Below are 23,634 nucleotides of genomic sequence, written 5' to 3' on the forward strand. Positions count from 1 at the left end.
CTACGTTGATAATCCAACGAATTAAACCCCGGAAATCACACCACTCAGGGGACGCAACCGTGCGTTGGCGCGTCCCGCCCACTGGTGGGGCCGCGTGGTCAGCGCGCCGAGTACCCGCCATCGACGAGATGGTAGCTGCCGGTGATGAAGCTAGCGTTTTCTGACAGCAGGAATATGACCAGGTCTGCGACCTCATCCGCCGTTCCCAGTCGGCCGATTGGGTGCAGGCCTACCAGCCCGTCGTACGTTTCTTTGGGCAGGGTGCTGAGCAGTGGAGTGTCGATATAACCGGGGCCAACGGCGTTGATGCGGATGCCCTTGGTCGCGTACTCGAGGGCGGCCGCCTTCGTCAGTCCGACTACGGCATGTTTTGCTGCGACGTACGATGAGGCGTTGAGTTCACCGTTGGTGCCGAGGACGGACGACACGTTCACGATGGAGCCACCGCCCGATTTCTCGATGGCGGGGATTTCGTAGCGAAGGCTGTAGAGGACGCCGTTCAGATTGACGTTGATGACCTTGTCCCAATCGGAAAGGTCGAGTTCGCCGACGGGGGCCGGGGCCGGGGCGATTCCCGCGTTGTTCACCGCGAGGTGAAGTGCGCCGTAGGTGTCGATCGCGAACTGTACGGCAGCATCCGCTTGCGCCGGAACGGTCGTGTTCTGCTCGACTGCTGCGGCGGAGTGCCCGGCGGCCGTGATGTCTTCGGCTACCTTCAGCGCGGCGTCGAGCCTGAGGTCACTGACCACGACCGATGCGCCTGCCGCGGCCAGCTTTCGTGAGATGGCCGCCCCGATGCCGGAACCGCCGCCCGTGACGAGTGCCACTTTTCCCTGAAAATCAGTCATCGTGTTGTCTCCTTGTTGCTTGTCTGAGCTATGCACTCGCGACCCTACTCGTGCCAGCTCACCGAGGGCTCCGAGGCGCACGGCCACTGAGCCGCTACAGAGCGGCATCGCTAACGCCTGAAAACCAGCGCCGTTGACACGGGCCCGCCATGCAAGACCCTTAGTAGCACAGTCGGCCAGTTACCTGAGAGGGTCTCCAATAACTGGCCGACACGACTGTGAGCCGGTAGCCGCAGACCTGCCGGGGTCACCCGCAAAACCTGATCGAACTAGGCCGTTACCACGGTGCGGGGGAGTTGCTTACGAGTTGTCTTCGAGGATAAGTTGTGCCGCGTGCCAGGCGAGAGCCTGAGTCGGGGCATTGTTGTTGCCCGATGGCATGTGTGGGAAGACGGACGCGTCAACGACTCGGAGTCCTTCCACCCCGCGAACACGAAGCCGTGCGTCGACGACGTCGTCGTCATTGGGTCCCATCGCGCACGTGCCCAGTGTGTGGTACCCGGTTCCGCCGCGGTTGAGCGCGTTTTCGAGTATCTGCTCATCCGTTGTGTAATCAGTGCCGGGGAGGGTTTCTTCGCGTACGAGTCGGCTGATCGGACTCTGGGCCATGATTTCGCGCCCCTTCCGTGCCCCGAGAACGACCAGGCGGCGGTCGTGCTCGGTTTCGAGGAAATTCGCGGTAACCGTCGGCTTGTTCGACGGCAAGTTGCCGGTGATGTGGATGGATCCGGTACTCGTCGGGCGCAGCGGATACGTCAGGAACATCATTCCCGGGTTCTTGTCGACCTTCACTTTGCCCGACGTCAACGATGCCGCCGCCGTGGAGATGGGTGTGAAAAATCCCTGCGTATCCGGCCGCTCGGATTTCGGATCCGACTTGTAGTACATCAGCACGTTGTAGCCACCGAACGACATGACGCCGTCACGTTGCATCAGATACTTCGTGCCGGTGAGCATCTGCCGGGAGACGTTGGAGAGCTGCTTGTTGTACCCGTCTGCGCCCTGCATCGAGAATTGAAAGCTGGTGCCGTGATGCTCGTGCAACCGTTCTCCGACGTTGGGGCTGTCCACGACTACTTTCACCCCGGCGGAACGTAGCTGATCTAAATCTCCGATGCCGGAGCGTTCGAGGAGAAGCGGAGTGTCGAGCGAACCGCCGGCCAGGAGCACTTCTTTACGGGCGGAGTAGTCGACCGTCACGCCCTTGCGCTCAACGCGCACGCCGGTGGCACGCTTCCCATCGAAGAGGACATATCCAACCTCCGAATGGCTTAGCACCGTCAAGTTGGGGCGCTGCCGAACCGGATGCAGATAGGCTTCCGCAGCGCTGACACGCAAGCCGTTCGCGATGTTCGACGATACGTATCCGACGCGCTCATTGTCGCTCCCGTTCAGGTCGTCTTCCCGGTTCATGCCGAGCTTCCCTGCGGCGTCCATGAAGGCCTCACTGACTTCCTCGGGCGGCGAAGCCACGGAAATCCCAACGGGACCGCCGACGCCTCGAGTATTCGACGCGCCAAGTGCGTGGTCTTCAATGCTCTTGTAGGCACCCACAAAGGTGTCCCACCCCCAACCAGGATTTCCCGCCGCTTCGATCGAGTCGTAATCGGGCTTCCATCCGCGATTCCAGACCATGCCGTTCACCCCGGTGGAACCGCCGATCATACGACCGCGGGACCACTGCTCTCCGGAACCGGTTCCAAACGGTTCGGTGGCGAACTTCTTCGTGTACTTCGGGTCCGTCATCGTGAAATAGAACCCCTTCGGTACGAGAATCACCGGACTACGATCGGAGCCTCCGGCCTCAAGCAGCAAAACTTGATTTGCGGGGTCCTCGCTCAACCGATTGGCCAGGACACATCCCGCCGCTCCGGCACCGACAATAATGTAGTCAAAAATCATGCTGAACTTCCTCTTCCTTGTGGATGATCAACGGACGCACCGATTTATGCGTCGACGACACTCGATTTGTTACACCAAGTGTCCTAATTCAAGTATTGCCAGAGAGTATGGTCGAGTCAATGGCTTCCACCCCTGATACCGGAGAGAGTCGAGGGCGAGGACGTCCCCCGACAGTGTCCGTGGATGCCGTCGCCGAGATCGGCCTCAGCCTGTTCTTGAAAAACGGCTTCGACCAGACAACGATGACCGACATCGCCACTGCCGCAAGCATCGGGCGCAAGACGCTGTTCAACTACTTTCCGAACAAAGCCGACATCGTCTGGAACCGATTCAACCGGCAGCTCAAAGACCTCACCAACGCTCTGGAGAAGGCTCCCGCCGACATCGTCAGCACCGACGCGGTCGTGGCAGCGGTACTGTCCGGCCTACACACCTATCCCGCTGCCCTGCCCATCATGCGCGCCGAAGTCACTCTCATCCAGGCGGTTCCGGCGTTACAGAGTTACGCATATATGCAGGGTCAACCCTGGAGGGATGCCATCACCCACTTCATCGCTGATCGAGAGGGACTCGACCCCAAAGACACGCTGCCGGAAGTTCTCGGCCATGGCTACTGGCACGCCATGTTCGTCGGTTTTCGCAACTGGCTCCACTCGGGCCAAGCGTCCCCCTTGCCGTATGTCGAGACCGCCCTCCGCGACTACTCCCGCGCCCTACAAGCCGCATTCGCACACGAAAAGACTCAATAAAGCTGATCAAATCCTCAGCATCCGTCCTGGTCGTCAGTCAGCTGCGCCTTCGACCATTCGCTATTCGAAGTGATCGCCAATTGTGCAGCGGAATATCCGCCCACTTCAGGTGCTCGTCGACAAGGCGGGTTTCGTCATCACCAGCCGCGTTGTTTCCACTCGGAGAGCTTGCTCCGCTCGGCTCCAATCGTTGTACCTGCTCCATGGCCTGGGTGTACCAGTGTGTCGTCCGGAAGGTAGTCGAAGATTCGGGTGACGATGTCGTTGTACAACGATGCGAAACGCGTGGCATCACCGTCGGTGTTTCCAACTCCGCCTGGGAAGAGCGAATCACCAGTGAACAGATGGGCGGGACCAGATGGGTCGCGGTAGAGCACGGCGACCGACCCGGGGGTGTGTCCGCGCAGGTGGATTACTTCGAGTTCAATGCCTTCGATGGACCTAACTTCTCCGTGGTGCAAGGGTATGTCCGTAGGAACGGCAATGTCCGCGATATCGTCGAGACCCGCCGAAGCTGGTGCCTTCGTTAGTTCCCTGACCTCGCCAAGTGCCCGCACATGATCCCAGTGCGAGTGTGTGGTGATTATGAGGGCCAGCCTGGCGATGGCACTGGTGTCTTTCTGTGCATCTTCGAGCAGGGTGAAGATGGCGGGTGCATCGTCCGCGGCGTCGATCAGGACCTGGGCGCCGTTGGATTTCGAAGTGAGTACGTACACGTTATTGCTCATCTCAGACACTGAGATGCTGCGAACCGTAAGAGCATTGAGATCGTGCATAGTCCTGTTCCTATAACCGGTTGCTGGTCTCGCTCGGTGGCGTCGCGGGGCTAGCGGTAAATAACCTCTGTTCGTCGCGGTGCCTCGAGCTCATGGACCACTGGGTGCGCCTCTTGGCGGCTCGGGTGATCAGATGGATAGCGGGGGTCACGTCGATCAATTCAGCAATCACCCATTTTTTTTGCTACTCGGGCATCGTTATTTCTCCCAATGGGCCCCAACCTTCAGCATCGATACGCTCGCTGATGACCTCTGGAATCTTCACGAGCGCTTGAGGCATAGCCTTCATAGCCGCCGAGAAGTGAGTGCTGTTCACGTGAGCTCCCGCGGCGTCATCGTGGAATGCCTCGACGAGGACGAACACGTGAGGATCGTCAACACTGCGCGACCAGTCGAACCACAGGTTGCCTGGTTCCTGGCGCGTGGCCTCTGTGAAATCTCGTGTGAGGTCCAGCCAGCGATCACTCCAATCTGGTTTCACTGTGAACTTGGCAACGATGAAAATCATGGAATGGTTCCTTTCCTGGATCACGTCCCATTGAATGGTGACGCTTCCTGAAAACCTTACGGTGAGTTGTCCTAGTTTAGGTGGGGTTGTCGATAGCGGCAGTCTCGTGATGGATGCTTCGGCGTCGTGCTCGTCGGGGAGTTCTCCGGCACTGCACGACGACTGTGTCTATGTCTGCGATCACCACCAAAACTATGTGTCCCGGGTACGCCGGCATCACCGGATGAGGACCATCGAACCGGAATCTCAGTGCCGCTCGATTATTTCACCAGAGGTAGCCACAGCGTGCCGCTACTAGACCCCTGGGATAGGCGTCGCGACGAGTGACCTGATGAGCGCAGTTAGTCGGTGCGCTGGGACGCCGCTTAAACCAGAAATCGCTCCTGAGAATCCTCAGGAGCGATTTCTTTTTGTTTCGACCGGGCCGTTTCGTGAACAGTTTCGCGAACGGCCCTTTTGGTCGGGCTGACAGGATTCGAACCTGCGACCCCTTGGAGGTTCTAGCCTGAATTCTGTCATTGCCGACTGTTCCCGAAAACCCGCGGATTGCCTTGTGTTTACAGGGAACCGGGCGGTTCGCTGCCTCCAATTGTACGTCATCGTTTTGGGTCATTCAGTGATGAATGTGATGGATAAATGATGACCTTGTGAACCGCTTTTGGCGGGCGCCCAGTCGTGGAATGACCGCGGCCCTGACGCGGTCCATGACGCTGACCGGCGCACCGCGCGTCACCTCGGCAGCCGCGCTGCAAACACCGCCCACACGTTCGTTGCCGGCCGTGCCGTTTCATGAAAAAGGCCCCGGCTCGCCGCCGCTGGGGAGAACCCCGAGCTCGGGCAACTCGCCATCTAAACTTGGCCGGGTACCAACGGAAGGAACCATCATGAGCATGGAAGGCGCGGCCTGGAGCTCGCTGCACAAGATCTCGAGCGCCAGGGACGGCAAACACGGCTTCTCCCGTGAGTCCGTGCGGCGGATCATGACGTTCGCGGTGCCCTACCGGTCCAAGCTGCTGATCTTCATCACCCTCTCCACCGTGGGAGCTTTCCTGGCGGTCGCGACGCCGGTACTCGCCGGCCAGGTGGTCGACGTCATCGTCGCCCAAGGCGCGGTCACCACGATTGTGTGGCTCGCCGTCGTCATCGCGCTCGTGGCCGTGGCTGACGCCGCCGTGTCACTCGTGACGCGCTGGTACTCGGCGCGGATCGGTGAAGGCGTGATCCTCGACCTCCGCACCGCCGTCTTCAACCACGTGCAGAAGATGCCGATCGCGTTCTTCACCCGCACACGAACGGGCGCCCTCGTGAGCCGCCTCAACAACGATGTGATCGGCGCTCAGCAGGCCTTCAGCGGCACGCTGTCCGGCGTGGTCACGAACGTCGTGGCGCTGATCCTCACCCTGATCGTCATGCTCAGCACGTCCTGGCTCGTGACGGTTCTCGCCGTGATCATGCTCCCCATCTTCCTGGTACCCGCCCGCCGCATGGGAAGCCGCCTCGCAGCGCTCCGCCGTGAGGCCGCCGACCACAATTCCGCCATGAGCACGCAGATGACCGAGCGCTTCTCAGCGCCCGGCGCCACCCTCGTCAAGCTGTTCGGCCGGCCCGACGAGGAGGCCGAGGAGTTCCGCGTCCGCGCCGCCCGTGTCCGCGATATCGGTGTCCGCGCCGCAATGCTGCAGTTCGTCTTCTACACCGCCCTGATGCTCGTCTCCGCTCTCGCCCTCGCGCTCGTGTACGGGCTCGGCGGCGCCCTCGCACTAGCCGGCCAGCTGAATACCGGCGACGTGGTCACCCTGGCGCTTCTCCTCACCCGCCTTTACGCGCCGCTCACCGGCCTCGCAAACGCACGGGTGGAGATCATGAGCGCGGTGGTCAGCTTCGAGCGCGTCTTCGAGGTGCTCGACCTTGACCCGCTCATCAAGGAGAAGCCCGACGCCGTCGTCGTTCCCGAAGGCCCGGTGGCCGTCGAGTTCGACAACGTGCGCTTCGCCTACCCGTCCGCGGACAAGGTGTCTCTCGCCTCTCTCGAGGAGGTTTCCACATTGGATACCCGCGGCGGCGAGGAGGTACTGCACGGCGTGTCGTTCAGGATCGAGCCGGGTCAGACCGTTGCCCTCGTTGGTTCGTCCGGTGCCGGCAAATCCACGATTGCGCAGCTCCTTTCGCGCCTGTACGACGTCGACAGCGGCGCCGTGCGCCTCGCGGGGGCGGATGTCCGCGATGTCACGTTCGCCTCCCTGCGGCACACCCTGGGAATGGTGACGCAAGACGGCCACCTGTTCCACGAGACCATCCTCTCCAATCTGCGCCTCGCGAGGCCGGAAGCGTCCGACGATGAGGTGTGGGACGCCGTCCGGCGTGCGCGGCTCGAGCCGCTCATCCGGTCCCTGCCCGACCAGCTGAACACCATGGTGGGCGAGCGTGGCTACCGATTGTCCGGGGGTGAGCGCCAGCGGATGACCATCGCGAGGCTCCTGCTCGCCCAGCCGCGCGTCGTCATCCTCGACGAGGCGACGGCGGCGCTGGACTCGACGTCTGAGGCCGCCGTGCAGGCGGCGCTCAGCGAGGCGCTCAAGGGACGGACAGCGATGGTGATCGCACACCGCCTCTCTACCATCCGCAGCGCGGACCTGATCCTCGTGGTTGAGGACGGCTCGATCGTGGAGCGCGGTACGCACGAGGAACTGCTGGCTGTGCGTGGGCGGTACGAGGAATTGCACCGGACCCAGTTCGCCGTGCAGAAGAATGTTGCGGCCGATGCGGATGCGGATGCGGAGGCGCTAAGCGGGATCTAGTTACTGAGCACTTCGCCACCATGCGGTCCGGCGCCTGAGCCGGACGACCGACGAGTCGGTGGCGCTGGTAATCACGGCCGCGTAACCGACTCCGGCCCGGTGGCCTCACGTCAAGCGCGGGCGGAGCGCGACGTGAGTTGGCGAAGGGTGGCTTCGATGCCGGCGGCGTTCTGCCGGGGAAAGCCGAGCAGCTCGTAGACCTTTCCCTGAACGGCTGGGACGGTGCTGTAGTCAAACGTCTCGGTAACGCGCGTAGACGTGGGCGTGAGCGGCGTGAGTTCCCAGCGCCACCGGTGTCCCGCGGGGTGACGCCACTCTACAAGCCGACCGTCTTCGATGCGCGTCACAGTGCTGGTGATGCGATACGGGACGCCGAACTGCTTCATCGCTACCGAGAATTTTGCGCCCTGGGGTGAGCCGCCGCGGTCCCGACACCGTACCGCCGACGGTGCCCGAGCCGTCCAGCTCACCGTGACGGTGCGGATCAGCCACCAACGCGAAGATGTCTTCGGCCGAAGCCGGCACCTCAACAGTGCGCGCGATTTGGCGAGGCCCTTGCTCAACCTGTTCGACCGTCATACTGCTCAGCCTAGGTGGGGGCTGTCTCTTAGACGGTGTTTCCGGCCTGACGCGCTGCACGTGGGTCTTTCGGAAGCGGCGTCGATGCAACGAATTGCCGCTACGCGGGGTCGACAAGGGCGCCGTCATCCTCGTCGCCCCAAGACTCAACAAGCGTGATTCGCCCGCGCGAATCGCGAATCGAAAGCACGAGCGCAATGATCGCGGTCGCGATTCCGATAACGCCCAGGGGGTTCGCGATACCAATAGCGATATCCAACGCAGGCTGTGTGGGTCCGCTGATGATTGTCTGCAAACCGCGAGGTGTTGAATCTGGAAGCGTGAGTCCCAACAAGAATCCGATAACGCCTGATGCAAGGAAAAACGCGTATGTTATCGCGCGAGTTTCGAACCCTCGACGTGCCGTGCGTCGTACCGCGAGCCCCGTGAACACCAGCAAGGCGGCAAAAATCACACCCAGCGTCGCCGCGTAGATGATGGTGAGGTCGCCACCGATCCCGAAGAGGTGGCGGCCGAAAGAAATCCACGCGGCCACCGCGATACCAGCAACCACGACCATGCCACCCATGTGCCCTGAGCGCGAGGCACTAGGCGTCGCGCGAACTCGAATTACGCTGTACGTCATCACGCGCTCTCAATCACTGTGCTCGTTACAACCGTAGCCATGGAAGTGCTTGCGCGTGCGCACCTCCACAGATGGACAAGCCCGCGAACCGCGAAATAAATGCGACGCTATCCGACAACACACCCCTGCGCCACTTGGGACTGCGGCCGGTTCGATCGACTCATCTAGCCACATTGTTCGCCGGATGATGGCTCCCGCGACGGGGAATGCGGTCAGCAGCAAGCTGGCCATGTGGCCGCCGACGACACGGACATCCTTGAGGTGCTCGGTGATACGGACCACGTCTTCCAACGCCTGGTAGGCGGCCTCGTCGGCGTTGGAGGTCGCGACCGTCTCCACCGAGCGTCGGACCATCAAGATCCTCCTCGTGCAAGCACCAAATCACGGATCCGTTGAACAGCCTCATCCGCGTCCGGGCCACCCGTCCGACTGACATCCCACGCCGCCATGACCGGATCGACGGTCGGCGTGTTGGTTCGTTGCGAACAAGAGGCTGCGGTTGCCCAAATCGTTTGGTCGGCCGGAACGGTAAACGTGAGCGTGGCACGCGCAGCAGTGGTTTGCGCGAAGCCAAGCTTGCTCAGGGCGATCCCCGACGTGGCGTAGATGACCGCACGCGCAGGCGCCCGCCACGGCGCCAACTGGTCAGCTGCGGAATCTCCAGAGACCAAAACCTGAACTCCAGCGGATGCGCCGGCGGCCACAACCGCATTCGACTGGTCAGTGACAGCATCCAGCCCGTACCAGTGTGTTGTGATTCCACCCGGGCCCGCGTACTCAGCCATGAAGATATCCCAGAGCGCTAAGCGATCTGTCGCCCTCCAACCAGAAGCTGATCTCACAATAAGGCCACCGAGCGCGCTGTTTGACTTGGACACCGCAGACTGTGTCACGCCGGTTTCCTTCGCCAGCTCGACTTGGGATCGAGGCTCCCCGTCGTGGAGGTACGCACGCATGATTGCCCAGCGACCCCACGGGTTGCGTCGTCGGCCAGGCACAGCCACTGACGCATGCGCCGCCACAATCACGTCTGGCGAGTGTATCTCCTCGCGGTCCCAGACAAGGAGTCGATCCCTGAGCGATACAACGCCCAACCGCCGATCGCGCTTCGCGGCGTCGATGAGGCCGCGGCTTGCGACGGGCACGACGACCAAGACACGCTCCTGGGCATACTTAAGCAAATGCAGGGCGTCCCATTCATAGATCGTCTTTTGCCGCACCTTCACTTGCACTGCAGCGGTTTCGCCGCCGCGGCTCACGAGAAGGCCAACGCCCCAACGCTGGTCGGAACGCACGGACACGTCGAAACCGGCCGCGATGAGCACGTCAACTGCGTCAGACTCAGAAATCGCCGAAGCCGGCACTGTGATCCTCATATTCCTTTTAGCGAGTTATTTCACTATAACTACTAGTACGTATTTTCTCTAGACTGAATCCAGCAAGATGCCGCGAGCCTGAGTTTTGATCCTTTCCGTGGTCCAGTTGGCGAGTCGCGCCTGATGGTAGCGAGAGTCCAATGAGTTGGTAGCGCGGTTCTGACGAAGTTTCAGCGGCACGGGCCGGATACCCGCGCCCCCTTGGCGTTGTTTCCAGCCGGCCTCGTGGGCGCGGGCTTGGTCGTTGCGGTGCCTGTGCAGGTAGATCTGGCCGAGGTTGATGATTCGGGCGTCTTTGGGGAGGCGGTTCACGATTGAGTCCGCCGCGCTCGAGCTGGAAAGCACGTTCCGAATACACGCCTTTTGCGTTGCTTCCGCGGCGAAGCAGTAACCGCCAGGCCAGCAGTGTTACATCCAGTCATCGATGGCAATTCGCTCAACATAGGCCTATACCAAGGCAGTTGCCTCCTGGCATGGCTTTGGAACCTCTCGCGATCATGAGGCTGACACCATCCTCTGTTCGTGGCACCTCAATAGGATGAGGGTGTGCCTCTATCCGACGACTACGTCCGCGAAGAACGAATCAAGCGACTCTCGCCTTCGCGGGCTTTGGACGTGGTCAATTCGGATGCCTTCGGACCGTTGACCGCCGAGCTGCGGCGGGCCGAGGCCCACTTCGTCGACGTTGCGAGCCTGCTGCCGCGCGTGGTTGCGGCGCGCGGGCTCGAGGACGCGCAGGATATCGCGGCGGTGCTGTGGGCCCGGGTGGCGGCGGTCGTGTCGCGGGATAGCGGAGCGGGTCGCTCGCGCCGTGCGCCGCGTCTCGTCGCTGGACTCATGCCACGGGCGCTCGGCCCGATGGATGCTGCCATGCACCAGGCATTGGTCGAGCGCGCGGACCTGATCGAATCGAGGGCGAGCGCGGTGCTCGACCATGCATCGCTCGCAGGGGAGCCGCGGACTCGAGCGCTCGGCGTACCGCCGCGAGGATCGGCGTTCGCTGTGTGGCGAAAGTACGCGAGCACGGTCTCGGCGTACCGCGATCGCTACGGCATTACGGGTGCTAAGCCGCTAGGTGCAGTACCGGAGTCGGCGGCGCAGAAACTTGACGCCTCTCGAGCGCGTGCCGCACTCGAGGGCGCGCAGCGGCTGGCGGAAAATCACGCTTACCTTGCGCCCCGATCAGCTGTCGTTCCGCGTCTAATGCTCTAGCTCACCAGATGGTGGCCGACAGATTCGAAACCACGTGATGATGCAGTCACCCGTCGTCGCGCCGAGCGCACCAACTCTGGCTTAGCAACGACGTACGAGGTGCTCGCGGTCTCACCGTCGTCGTTCTTCCGATTAGGTCTGGGCGGGCGCCCCGAGCTGCACCGAGAGCTCCGCCGCGACACGGGCAGCCAGTACCCCGGCCTCATTGAGGTGCGTTCCCAGCCTGGTCTTCGGTGCGCTGACGTTGATAGCGGCAATGATGTTGCGCCGAAAATCGAAGACCGGTGCGGAGACCCCCACGACGCCCTTCTCAAATTCCTCGTCGACGGTGGCGTAGCCACGCTGACGGATGTGCGCCACTTCGCGCTTCAGACTCTCAAAATCGGTGACGAGGGGTACGCCCTGTGATTCGCGTGAGGTTGCTTCGGCTGTGTCGCTGTACATGAGCAGCGGTGTGACTGGACCCAACACCGGTTCATCATGTCCGTGCGCTTCATACCAGCGCCGAAGATCGTCCTCGGCCCAATCGCTCACGAGCACTCGTCCTGACGACGTGCGCCAGGCGGCCGTACTAACACCCTCCCAGCCGAGCCCGCGAAAGGCATACTCGCTGAGTTCACTCGCCAACGTCAGCACGCTCCCCCCGCGCAAGACACACAGGTGGGTGGTCTCATGAGTTGCCGTGACCACCCGTCGAAGGTACGGCACGGATGCGCGCACGAGGCGAGATTCGAGCGTGCGCGCTGCGAGGGCGTAGAGCTGGTAACCCAGACGGTAGTTTTGCGTGACTTCGTCGCGGGAGACCAAACCGACCTCAGCAAGAGTCGCCAAAGTGCGCGACACGAGGCCCTTGTCGCGTCCGGCTAACTGGGCCACACGGAGGACTCCAAGCCCACCAGAGGAGTCAGCTTCTGGAGAACCGAGAATTTCTAGAAGCTCGAGATCCCGGCGTAATCCAGCGGAGTTTCGCCGTGGTACTGCTTTGGCCGCTCCGGAATCCGAGCCGCTCAACATGGTCATCATGGTTGCAGAATAGTTGAATGTTGCCATATGCACAATCATGGTTGTGCAAAAGGGCACGATCTCGTAGTCTCGCTGTATTCCACCGCTATTCAGTTGAATCGCGGTTCACGCAGAGTTGAGTGAAGGAGGACGCGCCCGTGACCTTAGACCTGAACGGACTGTTGACGTTCTGGGCCCGCCGGTGGGACGACATCCTGGAGTTGCTCGGCGAACATCTCGCCGTTGTGGCCGTCGCCCTGGCGATCGCCATGGTGATCGGTGTCGGAGTGGGGATGTTGGTGTGGGACAAGCCCCTTCCACGGTCCGCCGTCATCACTGCTGCAGGCGTGGCCCTCACCATCCCGTCGCTTGCGCTGCTCGCCCTGCTGATTCCCGCAGTTGGCCTGGGCTGGACGCCGACCGTGATCGCCCTCGTTATGTACTCGCTGCTGCCAATCGTGCGCAACACGGTCGTGGGCCTTCGCGAGGTTTCTCCAGCGATCATGGAATCCGCCCTTGGTATGGGCATGACGCCATTCACGGTGCTGCTCCGCGTGCAGCTTCCAATGGCGTGGCCAATCATTCTCACTGGGGTACGCGTGGCCGCCCAACTCACGATCGGCGTCGCTGCGATTGCAGCCTACGTAGCCGGTCCCGGTCTTGGCCAGTTCATCTTTCAGGGTCTCAGCTCGCTCGGTTCTAAGAACGCCCTCAACTTCGCCCTCACCGGAACGCTCGGTGTGGTGCTTCTCGCCCTCGTAGTCGATGCCGCCTTCGTGGGCATCACCCGTTCAACCACCTCAAGGGGACTCCGTGCCTAAGCAACCAAACACCGCCCTGCTGCAGATCGCCGGCAAAACGAGTGGTGCGCTCATCGAGCTCAACAACGTAACCAAGCAGTACGCCAACCAGCCCGTCGCCGCGGTTCAGAACTTCTCGATGACCGCGCAGCCCGGCGAGCTAATCATGTTTGTCGGTCCGAGCGGATGCGGCAAAACCACCACCATGAAGATGATCAATCGCATCATCGAGCCCACCAGCGGCTCGATCTCGATCGACGGCCGCGATGTACTCTCGCTCGACCCGAGTGAACTTCGCCGCCACATCGGCTATGTCATCCAGCAGATCGGGCTGTTTCCGCACATGACCATCGCCGAGAACATCGGCGTTGTGCCCAAGCTCCTAAATTGGAGCAAAGCAAAAACGAACGACCGGGTGCACGAACTCCTCACCACGGTGGGCCTCGAACCCGGCGACTTCGCGCACCGCTACCCCAAGCAGCTCTCCGGCGGACAGCAACAGCGCGTAGGTGTTGCTCGTGCCTTGGCCGCCGACCCACCGGTGATGCTCATGGACGAACCGTTCGGCGCGACCGACCCGATCACCCGTGAGAAACTACAGGCCGAGTTTCTGCGCCTTCAAGCATCGATCGGCAAGACCATCATCTTCGTCACTCACGACTTCGACGAGGCCGTGCGTCTCGGCGACCGCATCGCCGTGCTCAGTAACCGCAGCCAGATTGAACAATTCGATACCCCGGCGAACATTCTCTCGAACCCCGCCAACGACTACGTCTCTTCATTTATCGGTTTGGGCACTGCTATCAAACGCCTCGTCCTCATTCCTGTGACCGCAGCTCGCCTCGGCCCCGCAAACGCCGCGACTGGGGGAGGAACCACGGTGCGCACCACGGATTCTTTGCGTGACGCCCTTAATTCCCTCGTTCTTTCAGGACTCCCGGCACTGGCCGTAGTTGATGAGCTAAACAAGACGGTTGGGTCGATTAGCGTTGACCAAATCTCCGCAGTGCTCGGTGCCGAAGTGCCCGTTCTCGCCCCTACTGCGGAGGCCTGACCATGGTCGTCCCGACGGCTACCAGCGCGACCCCGACTGTGCTGCGCCGCACTGCCCGGCGTAGCGATGAAATCTGGTCGATCAAGCGGTTCCTCACCCCCGCCGCGGTGCTACTCGTGCTCGTCGTGCTCTTTCTCTGGCTGTCGAGCCTGACGCTCGACTCGATCGAGTCCCGCACCCTCAACACGGACTACATCATCGCCCGCGTGCGTGAGCACCTCGGGCTCACAGTAGTTGCGTCCGCGCTCGTGGCCCTTTTAGCCATTCCGACCGGAATCCTGCTCAGCCGCACGCGCTCGCGCCTGATTAAGGCGATCGTGCTGGGCCTCGCCAACGTGGGCCAGGCAACGCCGGCGGTCGGCGTCATCATTCTGCTGGCCATCCTCTGGCAAACCGGCTACGTTACGGCACTCGTCGGGCTCGTCGTTTACTCGTTTCTGCCGGTGCTGCGTAACACCATGATCGGTCTGCAACAGGTCGACGAGAATGTGCGTGAATCGGCCTTCGGAATGGGTATGACCCAGAACCAGGTGCTCTTTCGTATCGAGCTGCCCCTCGCCGTGCCGGTGATCCTCGCCGGGCTGCGCACGTCGCTGGTCTTCTGCGTCGGGGTGGCGACGATCGCCACCTTCATCAACGCCGGTGGCCTGGGAGACATGATCGTTAACGGCCTGAAACTGCAGCGATACCCAGTCCTAGTGACCGGCGCCGTACTCGTCGCCTGTATCGCCCTTCTCATCGACTGGATCGCCGCTACAGCCGAAGACGTGCTCCGCCCCCGTGGCACCTGAACTCTCAATTTTTTCTTCGATCACAGCAGCTCCAACCAACCCCACACCCAAGGAGTAACAATGAAAAAAGCCACTGTCCTTTCTATCCTTGCCCTCACGGCCGTCGGCGCCCTGGCCCTGACCGGCTGTTCGTCGGGCAGTTCGGCTGGGACCGCGTCCAAGGGTGACGAAGTCACCGGCCTCACGGGTACGATCGGCGCCAAGGATTTCTCCGAGCAGTACATCCTCGCCTACCTGACGAGCGGTCTCCTCAATGCTCACGGCGCTAAGACAGATGCCAACACGCAGGTTGTCGGCTCGGCCAACGTTCGCGCCGCCCTCGAAAGTGACGACTTCATGGGGTACTGGGAATACACCGGTACGTCCTGGATCACCTACAACAACAACACCGCTCCCGTACAGGGCGAGGAAGCGCAGTTCGCCGCCACCAAGGAGGCCGACGCCGCCAACGGTATCGCGTGGCTCGACCCAGCACCGCTTAACAACACCTATGCGTTCGCGATTCGCTCCGACAAGGCTAAAGAGCTGGGCGTCACTTCGCTCAGCGACATCGCCAAGCTGCCGGTGGCCGACCAGACCTTCTGCATTGAGAGTGAATTCTCGACCCGCGATGATGGTTGGCCGGGTCTCAAGTCCGCGTATGGTCTCGACGTTCCCGACTCCAATGTGGCCTTGCTCGACACGGGTGTTATCTATACGGCCACCGAAAAGGGCGACGACTGCAACTTCGGTGAGGTTTTCCAGACGGATGGGCGCATCACCGCCCTCGACCTCACGGTAATGAAGGACGACAAGGAATTCTTCCCGGTATACCAGGGCGCGTTCACGCTCAAGCAGACCACACTCGATGAATACCCCGGCATCGCCGAGGTTATGGCGCTGATGAGTGACAAGCTGACGACCGAAGAAATGCAGAAGCTCAACGCGCTGGCCGATGTTGACGGAGACGACCCCGAAGACATCGCCAACGAATGGCTGACCGAACAGGGACTGATCTGATGACGCAAGCCCTCCAGATCGGCGAGAGCTTCATCGGCGAGGGAGTGAACGCCGCCCACGTCAACACGGTCTTCGGTCACCGCGAAGGTCCGGCGGGGGTGGCCTGGGCGACCGCCCTTGCCACCCCGAGCGCGGGTCACGTTCCCTTCGTCACCGTGCTGCGCCCCTCCCTGCCGGTCAAACCGCTCACCCTGTTCGTGACCAAGGCCGCTCCGGCAACGGATGCTCACGGCGTGCTGATCTGGGGACCGGCGCAGGCCGGCATCGCGGCCGGGGTCGCCGAAGCCCTGGCTGACGGCACCATCTCGCGAGAACAGGCTGACAGTCACGTGATCATTGCCGCCGTATGGGTGAACCCGGGCGCCGACGACGCCGAAGCCGTCTACGCCCACAACCGCCTCTCCGTGCACACTGCCCTCGTCAACGGTGCGGCCGGATTGCCAAGCACCGACGCCGTGATCCAAGCCCGCGACAGCCCGTCCAACCCGTTCTTCACGCCCGCGAACACCGCGGCTCCGGCACCAACCCTCTCGGGAACATCCACATGAAGATCACGGCGATCCGTCTCATCCGCTTGAATCTGCCACTCGATCCGCCCTTCTCGGCGGCCTGGGACCCCGTTCCGCGGCGCGACTTTCCCGCCACCCTGGTGCAGGTCGAAACGGATGCCGGTCTGATCGGCGTCGGCTCCGGCGACACCATGGACGGTTTCGAAGCCTACGAAGACCTTTTCATCGGCACCGACCCGCTACAGATCCTCAACCAGGTGCGCCGCATCGAGACGATCAACTTTCACGGCGGCCGTTACTGGCCGCTCGAAGCGGCGCTGTGGGACATCATCGGGCAAGTCGCCGGGTTGCCGGTCAGTGTGCTCTTTGGCGGGGCGCGCGACCGCCTCACCGCGTATGCCTCGTGCGGTGAGCTGAAACCGGCGGCCGCGCGGGCCGAGTCCGCGCTCGCCGCTCGGGAACGCGGCTTCAAGGCGATGAAGATCCGCATTGCCCGCGACAGCATCACCGAGGGCATCGCCGCCGTGCGCGCCACGCGCGAAGCGGTCGGCCCCGACTTCGACATCATGGTCGACCTCAACCAGATGTGGCGCATGAGCGGAGACATCGAGGCCGCCCTGCCGCTGGCCCGGGTACGTCGCATCGCCGCCGAGCTGCAGGAGCTCGGGGTGCTCTGGCTGGAGGAACCGCTGCCGCAGGCCGACGTTGTCGGTGCCCGGCGCATCCGCTCGGAAACCGGCATTCAGATCGCCGCGGGCGAAATGGTGCGCAGTATGGGCGAAATGAGCGCCCTCATTGAAGCGGATGCCTACGACATCTACCAGCCCGACGTCGCCCTCTCGGTGGGCATGTACCGGGCGAGGCAGGTCGCCGAATCTGCCAACCTGCGGCACCGGATGTTCACCCCGCACACCTGGAGCAACGGGCTGGGGCTGCTCGCAAACCTGCACGTCGCCGCCGGGGTGGATGCCGGGCCGTACCTGGAGTTTCCCTACGACCCGCCCGGCTGGACGCCCGAACGCCGCGACTTCTTCATGACCCCGCTCGACATCAACGCGTCCGGCGAACTGGTCGTGCCATCCCTGCCCGGGCTCGGCGCGCAGATCGACTGGGACGCAGTAAAGAGGTACACCGTATGACCACCGTTTTGGGCGAATCTGTCTGGATCTCCAGGGCCGCGGCCCTGAAGCCCGAGACCCGGCTGTTCATCGATGGCGCTTTTCGGCCGGCCCGCGACGGCGCCACCTTCGACAGCTTCTCCCCGCGCGACGGCCGTCTGCTCTGCACGGTCAGCGCTGCAGGCGCTCCGGATGTCGATGACGCGGTTCGCGCTGCGGCCAGCGCTTTCGAGCGCGGCGTCTGGAGCCGAGCCGACCGACGCGAGCGGGCCCGGGTACTCACCCGCCTCAGCGACCTGATGCTCGAAAACCTTGACGAACTCGCCCTGCTCGAATGCATCGATTCCGGGCATCCCATCGGGGACGCCCGCCGTGTTGACGTGCCGCAGGCCGCCCGCACAGTGCGTTGGTACGCAGAAGCCATCGACAAGATCTACGACGAGGTGGCACCCACGCCCCAGTCGGCGCTCGCCCTCGTGACCCGCGAACCGCTCGGCGTCGTCGGCGCAGTGGTTCCGTGGAACTACCCCCTCATCATCACAGCCTGGAAGATCGCGCCCGCGCTTGCAGCCGGCAACTCGGTAGTACTGAAACCGGCCGAACTGACGAGCCTGTCGGCGCTGAAGCTCGCCGAGCTAGCGGCCGAGGCCGGCATCCCCGCGGGTGTCTTCAACGTCGTTCCCGGGCTCGGACCTGTGGCCGGGCAGGCACTGGGGCGGCATCCGCTTGTGGACAAGATCACCTTCACCGGTTCACCCGCCGTCGGACGCGGCTTTCTCACCTACTCCGGCGAGTCCAACGGCAAACAGGTCGCCCTCGAACTCGGCGGCAAGTCCGCGCAGGTCGTTCTTGCCGATACCGAAGACCTCGCCGCGTGCGCTGAATCGGTTGCCTGGGGCATCTTTTACAACGCTGGGCAGACCTGCCACGGCGGCAGTCGCCTCATCGTGGACGAGCGCGTGCACGACGAACTCGTCGACAGGGTGCTCGCGGTGGGGCGATCGCTCGTTCTGGGGGATCCGCTCAACGAGGCCACCCAGATCGGCACCATCGCGAGCGAGAAGCAGCTTGACCGGGTGCTGGGGTACACCGAGATCGCGCGCGCCGAGGGCGTCGACGTTCACGGCGGTGGCCGAGTGCGCCCCGATGGACTCTTCGGAGGCTATTACGTTGAGCCCACGGTTTTTGACGGCGTCGACAACACGGGACGAATCGGGCAGGAAGAAATTTTCGGCCCGGCCCTTGCAGTGACCACGGTGCGCGGCGCGGCCGAGGCCGTGCGCGTGGCCAACGACAGCCCCTATGGCCTCGCCGCGAGCGTCTGGACCAGCAACATCTCCACCGCTCACGCTGCCGCTCGCGAACTGCGCGCCGGCACCGTATGGGTGAACACCTTCGATGCCTCCGACATCATCACTCCCTTCGGCGGCTTCAAAAACTCGGGCAGTGGCCGCGACCGGTCGCTGCACGCCTTCGACGCATATACCGCGCTGAAGACCACCTGGATCAACCTGGGTGATTCCGCCCTTCCCCTCGACTAACCCGACCAGCACAGACTGAATTGAGAGAACTGTTATGACCACTACTCCGTCGACGCGAGTCGGCTTCATCGGCCTAGGCAACATGGGCTCCGGCATGACCCGCAATCTGCAGGAGGCCGGCTACGCACTGGTCGTGAACGACATTCGGCGGGAATCAGCTGCCTCGCTGCTCGCCAACGGCGCCGTCTGGGCCGACACCCCGGCCGAGGTCGCCGCGCAGACCGACGTCGTCATCACCATGCTGCCCACGCCGCGTCACGTCGACACCGTCGTCAACGGCAAGAACGGCATCCTCGCCGGCATAGCGGATGGCGGCTGCTGGATTGACATGTCCACCTCCGTTCCCGACGTGGCCAACGGGGTGCGATTCGAGCACGCCGACCGCGGACTGCGCATCCTGGACGCACCCGTCAGCGGAATGTCGGTCGGCGCTGCCTCGGGCATGCTGCAGATCTTTGTTGGCGGTTCCTCTGACGACTTCGAGGAGTTGCTGCCGATCTTTAAGGCGATGGGAGATCCGGAGCGAATCCTGCACGTCGGTGCCGCCGGAACCGGCTACGCGGTGAAACTCATGATCAACCAGCTCTGGTTCTCGCACCTCGTCGCCACGGCGGAGGTGCTCAGCATCGGCGTTAAAGCCGGAGTCGACCTGGGCGTTCTGCGCGCCTCGCTCATTGCGAGCCCCGCCAACAGCAACTTCGTGCAGCACGACGTCCTGTCCATCCTCGGTGACGGCGACTACGACGAGGGCTTCTCCATCGCCCTCGCCTGTAAAGACCTTGGACTCTCTATCGACCTGGCCCGCTCCGTGGGGGTACCCGCCGAACTCAGTGGCCTGGTCGAACAGATCTACCGCCGCGCCCGCGCCCAATACGGTGATAGCGCGGGGGAGATGAGCCCGGTGCGACTCTATGAGGATCTCAGCGGAATCAACCTGCGCTTGAACGATTCCACCCCGTCGAGCCCGGCCGATGTGGTCGCGGCTGTCGCAGCGGCCGAGGAAGCAGCCGAAGCGTCGGCGAATGCCGCCGTCGCCGCGTCGGTGGCGGCATCCGCCGCCGCATCGGCCGTGGCGTCATCGGTCAACGCCGATCTGGCCTCCGCATGAGCGCCACCCGCCCAACGGATGCGACCGCCGCCGCGACAGGGCTGGCCCCGCTGCCCCGGCCGCTGAGCGACATTTCGCTCGTGCTCGACCCGAAACCGGTCGCCCATTTCGGCCGCGGAACCGTCACCGAGGTGGGCCGCATCACTGCCGCCAGCGGGGTGACGCACGCGTTGGTGGTGACCGATCCCTTCCTCGCCACCAGCCCGGTCGTTGCCGCCGTGCGCGAGGCCCTCGAAACAGCGGGGCTCACCGTCACCGTCTACGGCGGGGTCACGCCGAACCCGACGACAACGTGCGTCGATGAAGGCAGCGACCTCGCGGCATCCGTCGGTGCCGACGGCATCGTGGCCGTGGGCGGAGGATCGTCGATGGACGCCGCGAAGGGCATCGCCCTCGGCGCGCGCAACCCGCAGCGCGGCATCGGCCTCGACTACACGAGCAGCTTCGCGCACCCGGCCCTGCCGATCGTCGCGGTGCCCACCACCGCGGGCACCGGCGCCGAGGTGAACGCCTTCGGCGTGATCACCGACGTGGTCAGCCATCGCAAGTTCTACGTGGGTCACGACAGTGCGCTCGCCCGGGCGGCCGTGCTCGACCCCGACCTCACCGTGGGCCTGCCGGCCGGCGCGACCGCCGCCACCGGCATGGACGCCCTCACCCACGCGCTCGAGTCCTACCTGTCCGTGCGCGCCAACCCGTACAGCGACGGCATCGCCATACAGGTCATCGCCACCGTCGCCGAGTTTCTGCCGCGCGCCGTCGACGACGGAACCGACATTGAGGCCCGCGCGGAACTGCTGCTCGCCAGCCACGTTGCAGGAGTCGGTTTCTCACACACCGGACTCGGTCTCGTGCATGGCATCGCGCATCCGCTCGGAGGACAGTTCAACATTCCGCACGGACTCGCGCTTTGCATCGTGATCGAGGGTGTGCTGCGCTTCAACCTCTCCGCGCGCGAGGCCCGAATCGCTCGGGTGGCCTTCGCTCTCGGCGTCGGGCGCACCGACGTGACCGAAGCCGAGAACGCGCAGCGCGCTATTGAGGCCGTCGCCGCGCTGGCCGTGAGGGTCGGCATGACCGGCCCACTCTCGAAATTCGGAGTAACCGACGGTGATCTGGCATCGCTCGCCGCCGACACGCTCGCCGACAGCGTGACAATCAACAATCCGATCCAGCCCACCGTCGATGACGTGGTGCGCATTCTGAAGGAATCCCTGTGACCACCACGACCGAAACCCGGCAACCTGCCGGTGTCACCCGCGCCGACGAACTAGCGCTCCTCGCGAGCCTGCCCACCGGTCTGTTCATCGGCGGTGAGTGGCGAGCTGCGAGCGATGGAGGTACCTTCGACGTTTGCGACCCCTCGACCGGTGACGTTCTGGTTCAGGTAGCGGATGCGACGCCGCAAGACGGCCTCGCGGCGCTGGCGGCGGCATCCGCTGCCCAAAAGGGGTGGGCAAAGACTCCGCCGCGTGTGCGTGCCGAGATATTGCGGGCTGCATTCGAAGCGGTAACCGCGCGGGCCGACGACTTTGCCCTGCTGATGACGCTCGAGATGGGCAAGCCACTCGCCGAGGCCCGCGGTGAGGTGAGCTACGGCGCCGAATTTCTGCGCTGGTTCTCGGAGGAGACGGCCCGCATTTCGGGACGGTTCGCGGTCGCGCCCGACGGTCGAAGCCGCCTGATGGTGACCAGGCGTGCGGTCGGGCCGTGCCTGTTCATCACACCATGGAATTTTCCCCTGGCCATGGCCACGCGCAAGATCGCTCCGGCTATCGCAGCGGGGTGCACGATGGTGCTGAAGCCAGCAGCGCTGACACCGCTTAGCGCGCTGCTCTTCGCCCAGGTACTGCAGGAGTGCGGGCTGCCGGCCGGGGTGCTCAACGTCGTGCAGACTACGAGTGCCGGTGCCGTGACTGGGCCGCTGATCACCGATTCTCGGCTTCGTAAACTGTCGTTCACCGGATCGACCCCGGTGGGGATCAACCTGTTGAAAGCTGCGGCCGACCAGGTGCTGCGAGTGTCCATGGAGCTAGGCGGTAACGCTCCGCTCATTGTCTTCGCAGACGCCGATCTCGATGCCGCCGTCGACGGCGCGATGGTCGCGAAGCTGCGCAATGGCGGTGAGGCTTGTACCGCAGCGAACCGCCTGCTGGTGCACGAATCCATCGCGGGGGAGTTCACGCAACGCTTGGTAGAGCGGATGCGCGCCCACACCGTCGGCCGCGGCACCGAACCAGGCACGCTGCTCGGCCCGCTCGTCGACGAGGCCACCAGGGCCAAGGTGCACGAGCTCGTGATCGATGCCCAACGCCAGGGTGCAACTCTGGCATTGGGTGGCACGTACATCGACGGCCCAGGGTATTTCTACGCGGCGACCGTGCTGACGGATGTCCCCGCCTCCGCACGCATCATGCGCGAAGAGGTCTTCGGTCCCGTCGCGCCGATCATCACCTTCAAGACCGAAGCGGAGGCGATCGCGTTGGCCAACGACACCGAGTTCGGTCTGGTCGGGTACGTATTCACTCTCGATCTCAACCGTGCCCTGCGATTGTCGGAAGAGCTCGAGGTGGGCATGCTCGGCGTGAATACGGGCATCGTCTCGAATCCGGCCGCACCGTTTGGTGGAGTCAAGCAGTCGGGGCTGGGCCGAGAGGGCGGTTTCGAGGGCATCGAAGAATACTTGGAGACTCGCTACGTCGGCATCGCCGACCCCTTTGCTGCTGTGAACTAGACCTTTGGGCGTATCGACGGCGTCGATGCGCCCATCGGGCACGTCTGGACCTTTATAGCTGGGGGCTTTCCTCCATAAGCATCCAGTTCTAGGGTGTTGGTAGGCAACCTCTATAACGCGCTGTCGCTCGTTGCGATGGTATGACTTTGAGTCCTTCAGGTTCTTGTTGCCGAGCATCTGAAAGGCTGCGCCATGTTCGAACTCATTCTGGCCGCCACCGCCGGCAGCTACTTCTTCTTGCGTCGATTCATGCCGACCGCTCTTGTGATCGACGCGATCAATACGAGGCGCGGGCTGAAGTGGGGCGTGCCGGCGATGCTGCTCGCGGTTCCGTATGCGCTTGCAGCTATCTATTGCCGATCGCAGGTCGACGCCGGTGGGCCAGGTTGGCTGAACCTGCTCGTGATCTTGTGTCTCTGGAACACCCTGAAGATTCTCTTGATCGGGCCAATCAGCCTGCTCAAGTTGATCGCGGTGCGCGTTCGTGAGGCTGTGGCCCGCCGTCGCATGACGCGGGCGGTTCTCCCAGAGGGTGTCGAGCGCTTCGACGAGCCCACGCTCGTATCCAGGCGCAGCTAACTTCACGTCACGGTCGGCGTACCTCC

At 63.2% G+C, this 23,634-nt stretch carries 24 protein-coding genes; 14 read left to right on the forward strand and 10 right to left on the reverse strand.

Features of this window, described 5'->3' with window-relative positions; translation table 11 throughout:
- Positions 1-98: 98 nt before the first annotated feature.
- Positions 99-848 carry an SDR family NAD(P)-dependent oxidoreductase gene (locus CXY77_RS16780; RefSeq protein WP_104088403.1) on the reverse strand — a complete coding sequence of 250 codons (750 nt, stop codon included), beginning with the start codon at positions 846-848 and terminating at the stop codon, positions 99-101.
- A gap of 300 nt (positions 849-1,148) precedes the next feature.
- Entirely contained in the window at positions 1,149-2,750 is a 1,602-nt protein-coding gene (locus CXY77_RS16785; protein WP_104088402.1) for a GMC family oxidoreductase, read from the reverse strand.
- 173 nt (positions 2,751-2,923) lie between these two features.
- Between CXY77_RS16785 and CXY77_RS16790 the strand changes: the two genes are divergently transcribed.
- Positions 2,924-3,499 (forward strand): TetR family transcriptional regulator, encoded by a 576-nt coding sequence (locus tag CXY77_RS16790; RefSeq protein ID WP_158252865.1) that lies wholly within the window; start codon positions 2,924-2,926, stop codon positions 3,497-3,499.
- A 137-nt stretch (positions 3,500-3,636) separates the two neighbouring features.
- On the opposite strand, the gene CXY77_RS16795 is transcribed toward CXY77_RS16790, so the two are convergent.
- Both CXY77_RS16795 and CXY77_RS16800 read right to left on the reverse strand, forming a co-directional pair.
- Entirely contained in the window at positions 3,637-4,275 is a 639-nt protein-coding gene (locus CXY77_RS16795; RefSeq protein ID WP_104088399.1) for an MBL fold metallo-hydrolase, read from the reverse strand.
- A gap of 184 nt (positions 4,276-4,459) precedes the next feature.
- Positions 4,460-4,783, reverse strand: a complete 324-nt coding sequence (locus CXY77_RS16800) for a putative quinol monooxygenase (RefSeq protein WP_104088441.1) — start codon at positions 4,781-4,783, stop codon at positions 4,460-4,462.
- Positions 4,784-5,667: 884 nt separating this feature from the next.
- On the opposite strand from CXY77_RS16800, the gene CXY77_RS16810 reads away from it, so the two are divergent.
- Positions 5,668-7,581 carry an ABC transporter ATP-binding protein gene (locus tag CXY77_RS16810; protein ID WP_104130549.1) on the forward strand — a complete coding sequence of 638 codons (1,914 nt, stop codon included), beginning with the start codon at positions 5,668-5,670 and terminating at the stop codon, positions 7,579-7,581.
- Between the two features lie 110 nt (positions 7,582-7,691).
- Here the strand turns inward: CXY77_RS16810 and CXY77_RS16815 are convergent, their stop codons facing one another.
- The 5 genes from CXY77_RS16815 to CXY77_RS16835 all read right to left on the reverse strand — a co-directional run bounded on the left by CXY77_RS16815 (position 7,692) and on the right by CXY77_RS16835 (position 10,473).
- Entirely contained in the window at positions 7,692-8,051 is a 360-nt protein-coding gene (locus CXY77_RS16815; RefSeq protein ID WP_233197487.1) for an SRPBCC family protein, read from the reverse strand.
- A 209-nt stretch (positions 8,052-8,260) separates the two neighbouring features.
- Positions 8,261-8,719, reverse strand: a complete 459-nt coding sequence (locus CXY77_RS16820) for a hypothetical protein (RefSeq protein WP_233197488.1) — start codon at positions 8,717-8,719, stop codon at positions 8,261-8,263.
- Positions 8,720-8,794: 75 nt separating this feature from the next.
- Complete coding sequence (locus CXY77_RS16825; RefSeq protein ID WP_104130550.1) at positions 8,795-9,139, reverse strand: hypothetical protein; 345 nt, start codon at positions 9,137-9,139, stop codon at positions 8,795-8,797.
- Entirely contained in the window at positions 9,139-10,161 is a 1,023-nt protein-coding gene (locus CXY77_RS16830) for a MarR family transcriptional regulator (protein WP_104130551.1), read from the reverse strand. Before CXY77_RS16830 ends, CXY77_RS16825 begins: the two co-directional genes overlap by 1 nt.
- 48 nt (positions 10,162-10,209) lie before the next feature.
- On the reverse strand, positions 10,210-10,473 hold the full coding sequence (locus CXY77_RS16835; protein ID WP_140425565.1) for a hypothetical protein: 264 nt from the start codon (positions 10,471-10,473) through the stop codon (positions 10,210-10,212).
- A gap of 234 nt (positions 10,474-10,707) precedes the next feature.
- Between CXY77_RS16835 and CXY77_RS16840 the strand changes: the two genes are divergently transcribed.
- Positions 10,708-11,373: a hypothetical protein gene (locus tag CXY77_RS16840; protein ID WP_140425566.1), complete on the forward strand. Its 666-nt coding sequence runs from the start codon at positions 10,708-10,710 to the stop codon at positions 11,371-11,373.
- A 132-nt stretch (positions 11,374-11,505) separates the two neighbouring features.
- Here the strand turns inward: CXY77_RS16840 and CXY77_RS16845 are convergent, their stop codons facing one another.
- Positions 11,506-12,249, reverse strand: a complete 744-nt coding sequence (locus CXY77_RS16845; RefSeq protein ID WP_233197489.1) for an IclR family transcriptional regulator — start codon at positions 12,247-12,249, stop codon at positions 11,506-11,508.
- A gap of 284 nt (positions 12,250-12,533) precedes the next feature.
- Here CXY77_RS16845 and CXY77_RS16850 point away from each other — a divergent pair, with 284 nt between their 5' ends.
- From CXY77_RS16850 to CXY77_RS16900, 11 genes are all read left to right on the forward strand, one after another.
- Positions 12,534-13,196, forward strand: a complete 663-nt coding sequence (locus CXY77_RS16850) for an ABC transporter permease (protein WP_369827252.1) — start codon at positions 12,534-12,536, stop codon at positions 13,194-13,196.
- The gene (locus CXY77_RS16855) at positions 13,189-14,229 is read left to right on the forward strand and encodes an ABC transporter ATP-binding protein (protein ID WP_369827251.1); all 1,041 of its coding nucleotides are present in this window, start codon (positions 13,189-13,191) and stop codon (positions 14,227-14,229) included. The genes CXY77_RS16850 and CXY77_RS16855 overlap by 8 nt, the downstream gene beginning before the upstream one ends.
- A gap of 2 nt (positions 14,230-14,231) precedes the next feature.
- Positions 14,232-15,020: an ABC transporter permease gene (locus tag CXY77_RS16860; protein WP_104088385.1), complete on the forward strand. Its 789-nt coding sequence runs from the start codon at positions 14,232-14,234 to the stop codon at positions 15,018-15,020.
- Positions 15,021-15,080: 60 nt separating this feature from the next.
- Positions 15,081-16,019: a glycine betaine ABC transporter substrate-binding protein gene (locus CXY77_RS16865; protein ID WP_104088383.1), complete on the forward strand. Its 939-nt coding sequence runs from the start codon at positions 15,081-15,083 to the stop codon at positions 16,017-16,019.
- A complete protein-coding gene (fae, locus tag CXY77_RS16870) occupies positions 16,019-16,567 on the forward strand; it encodes a formaldehyde-activating enzyme (RefSeq protein ID WP_104130553.1) in 549 nt (182 codons plus the stop codon). Before CXY77_RS16865 ends, fae begins: the two co-directional genes overlap by 1 nt.
- A complete protein-coding gene (locus tag CXY77_RS16875; RefSeq protein WP_104088380.1) occupies positions 16,564-17,667 on the forward strand; it encodes a mandelate racemase/muconate lactonizing enzyme family protein in 1,104 nt (367 codons plus the stop codon). Before fae ends, CXY77_RS16875 begins: the two co-directional genes overlap by 4 nt.
- Positions 17,664-19,187 carry an aldehyde dehydrogenase gene (locus CXY77_RS16880; RefSeq protein ID WP_104130554.1) on the forward strand — a complete coding sequence of 508 codons (1,524 nt, stop codon included), beginning with the start codon at positions 17,664-17,666 and terminating at the stop codon, positions 19,185-19,187. The genes CXY77_RS16875 and CXY77_RS16880 overlap by 4 nt, the downstream gene beginning before the upstream one ends.
- A gap of 34 nt (positions 19,188-19,221) precedes the next feature.
- Complete coding sequence (locus CXY77_RS16885; protein WP_104130555.1) at positions 19,222-20,295, forward strand: NAD(P)-dependent oxidoreductase; 1,074 nt, start codon at positions 19,222-19,224, stop codon at positions 20,293-20,295.
- Complete coding sequence (locus CXY77_RS16890; RefSeq protein ID WP_104130556.1) at positions 20,292-21,515, forward strand: iron-containing alcohol dehydrogenase family protein; 1,224 nt, start codon at positions 20,292-20,294, stop codon at positions 21,513-21,515. Before CXY77_RS16885 ends, CXY77_RS16890 begins: the two co-directional genes overlap by 4 nt.
- Positions 21,512-23,029: an NAD-dependent succinate-semialdehyde dehydrogenase gene (locus CXY77_RS16895; RefSeq protein WP_104130557.1), complete on the forward strand. Its 1,518-nt coding sequence runs from the start codon at positions 21,512-21,514 to the stop codon at positions 23,027-23,029. Before CXY77_RS16890 ends, CXY77_RS16895 begins: the two co-directional genes overlap by 4 nt.
- Positions 23,030-23,221: 192 nt before the next feature.
- Entirely contained in the window at positions 23,222-23,608 is a 387-nt protein-coding gene (locus CXY77_RS16900; RefSeq protein ID WP_104130558.1) for a sulfate permease, read from the forward strand.
- The last annotated feature ends 26 nt before the right edge of the window (positions 23,609-23,634 follow it).

Origin of the sequence: Cryobacterium sp. N21, from assembly GCF_002929575.1 — a bacterium.
Taxonomy (GTDB): domain Bacteria; phylum Actinomycetota; class Actinomycetes; order Actinomycetales; family Microbacteriaceae; genus Cryobacterium; species Cryobacterium flavum.

Coding starts and splice junctions, on each gene's coding strand:
- CXY77_RS16780 (WP_104088403.1), bottom strand. CDS start 848: ATGACTGATTTTCAGGGAAAAGTGGCACTCGTCACGGGCGGCGGTTCC.
- CXY77_RS16785 (WP_104088402.1), bottom strand. CDS start 2,750: ATGATTTTTGACTACATTATTGTCGGTGCCGGAGCGGCGGGATGTGTC.
- CXY77_RS16795 (WP_104088399.1), bottom strand. CDS start 4,275: ATGCACGATCTCAATGCTCTTACGGTTCGCAGCATCTCAGTGTCTGAG.
- CXY77_RS16800 (WP_104088441.1), bottom strand. CDS start 4,783: ATGATTTTCATCGTTGCCAAGTTCACAGTGAAACCAGATTGGAGTGAT.
- CXY77_RS16810 (WP_104130549.1), top strand. CDS start 5,668: ATGAGCATGGAAGGCGCGGCCTGGAGCTCGCTGCACAAGATCTCGAGC.
- CXY77_RS16820 (WP_233197488.1), bottom strand. CDS start 8,719: ATGGTCGTGGTTGCTGGTATCGCGGTGGCCGCGTGGATTTCTTTCGGC.
- CXY77_RS16825 (WP_104130550.1), bottom strand. CDS start 9,139: ATGGTCCGACGCTCGGTGGAGACGGTCGCGACCTCCAACGCCGACGAG.
- CXY77_RS16830 (WP_104130551.1), bottom strand. CDS start 10,161: ATGAGGATCACAGTGCCGGCTTCGGCGATTTCTGAGTCTGACGCAGTT.
- CXY77_RS16860 (WP_104088385.1), top strand. CDS start 14,232: ATGGTCGTCCCGACGGCTACCAGCGCGACCCCGACTGTGCTGCGCCGC.
- CXY77_RS16865 (WP_104088383.1), top strand. CDS start 15,081: ATGAAAAAAGCCACTGTCCTTTCTATCCTTGCCCTCACGGCCGTCGGC.
- fae (WP_104130553.1), top strand. CDS start 16,019: ATGACGCAAGCCCTCCAGATCGGCGAGAGCTTCATCGGCGAGGGAGTG.
- CXY77_RS16875 (WP_104088380.1), top strand. CDS start 16,564: ATGAAGATCACGGCGATCCGTCTCATCCGCTTGAATCTGCCACTCGAT.
- CXY77_RS16880 (WP_104130554.1), top strand. CDS start 17,664: ATGACCACCGTTTTGGGCGAATCTGTCTGGATCTCCAGGGCCGCGGCC.
- CXY77_RS16885 (WP_104130555.1), top strand. CDS start 19,222: ATGACCACTACTCCGTCGACGCGAGTCGGCTTCATCGGCCTAGGCAAC.
- CXY77_RS16890 (WP_104130556.1), top strand. CDS start 20,292: ATGAGCGCCACCCGCCCAACGGATGCGACCGCCGCCGCGACAGGGCTG.
- CXY77_RS16900 (WP_104130558.1), top strand. CDS start 23,222: ATGTTCGAACTCATTCTGGCCGCCACCGCCGGCAGCTACTTCTTCTTG.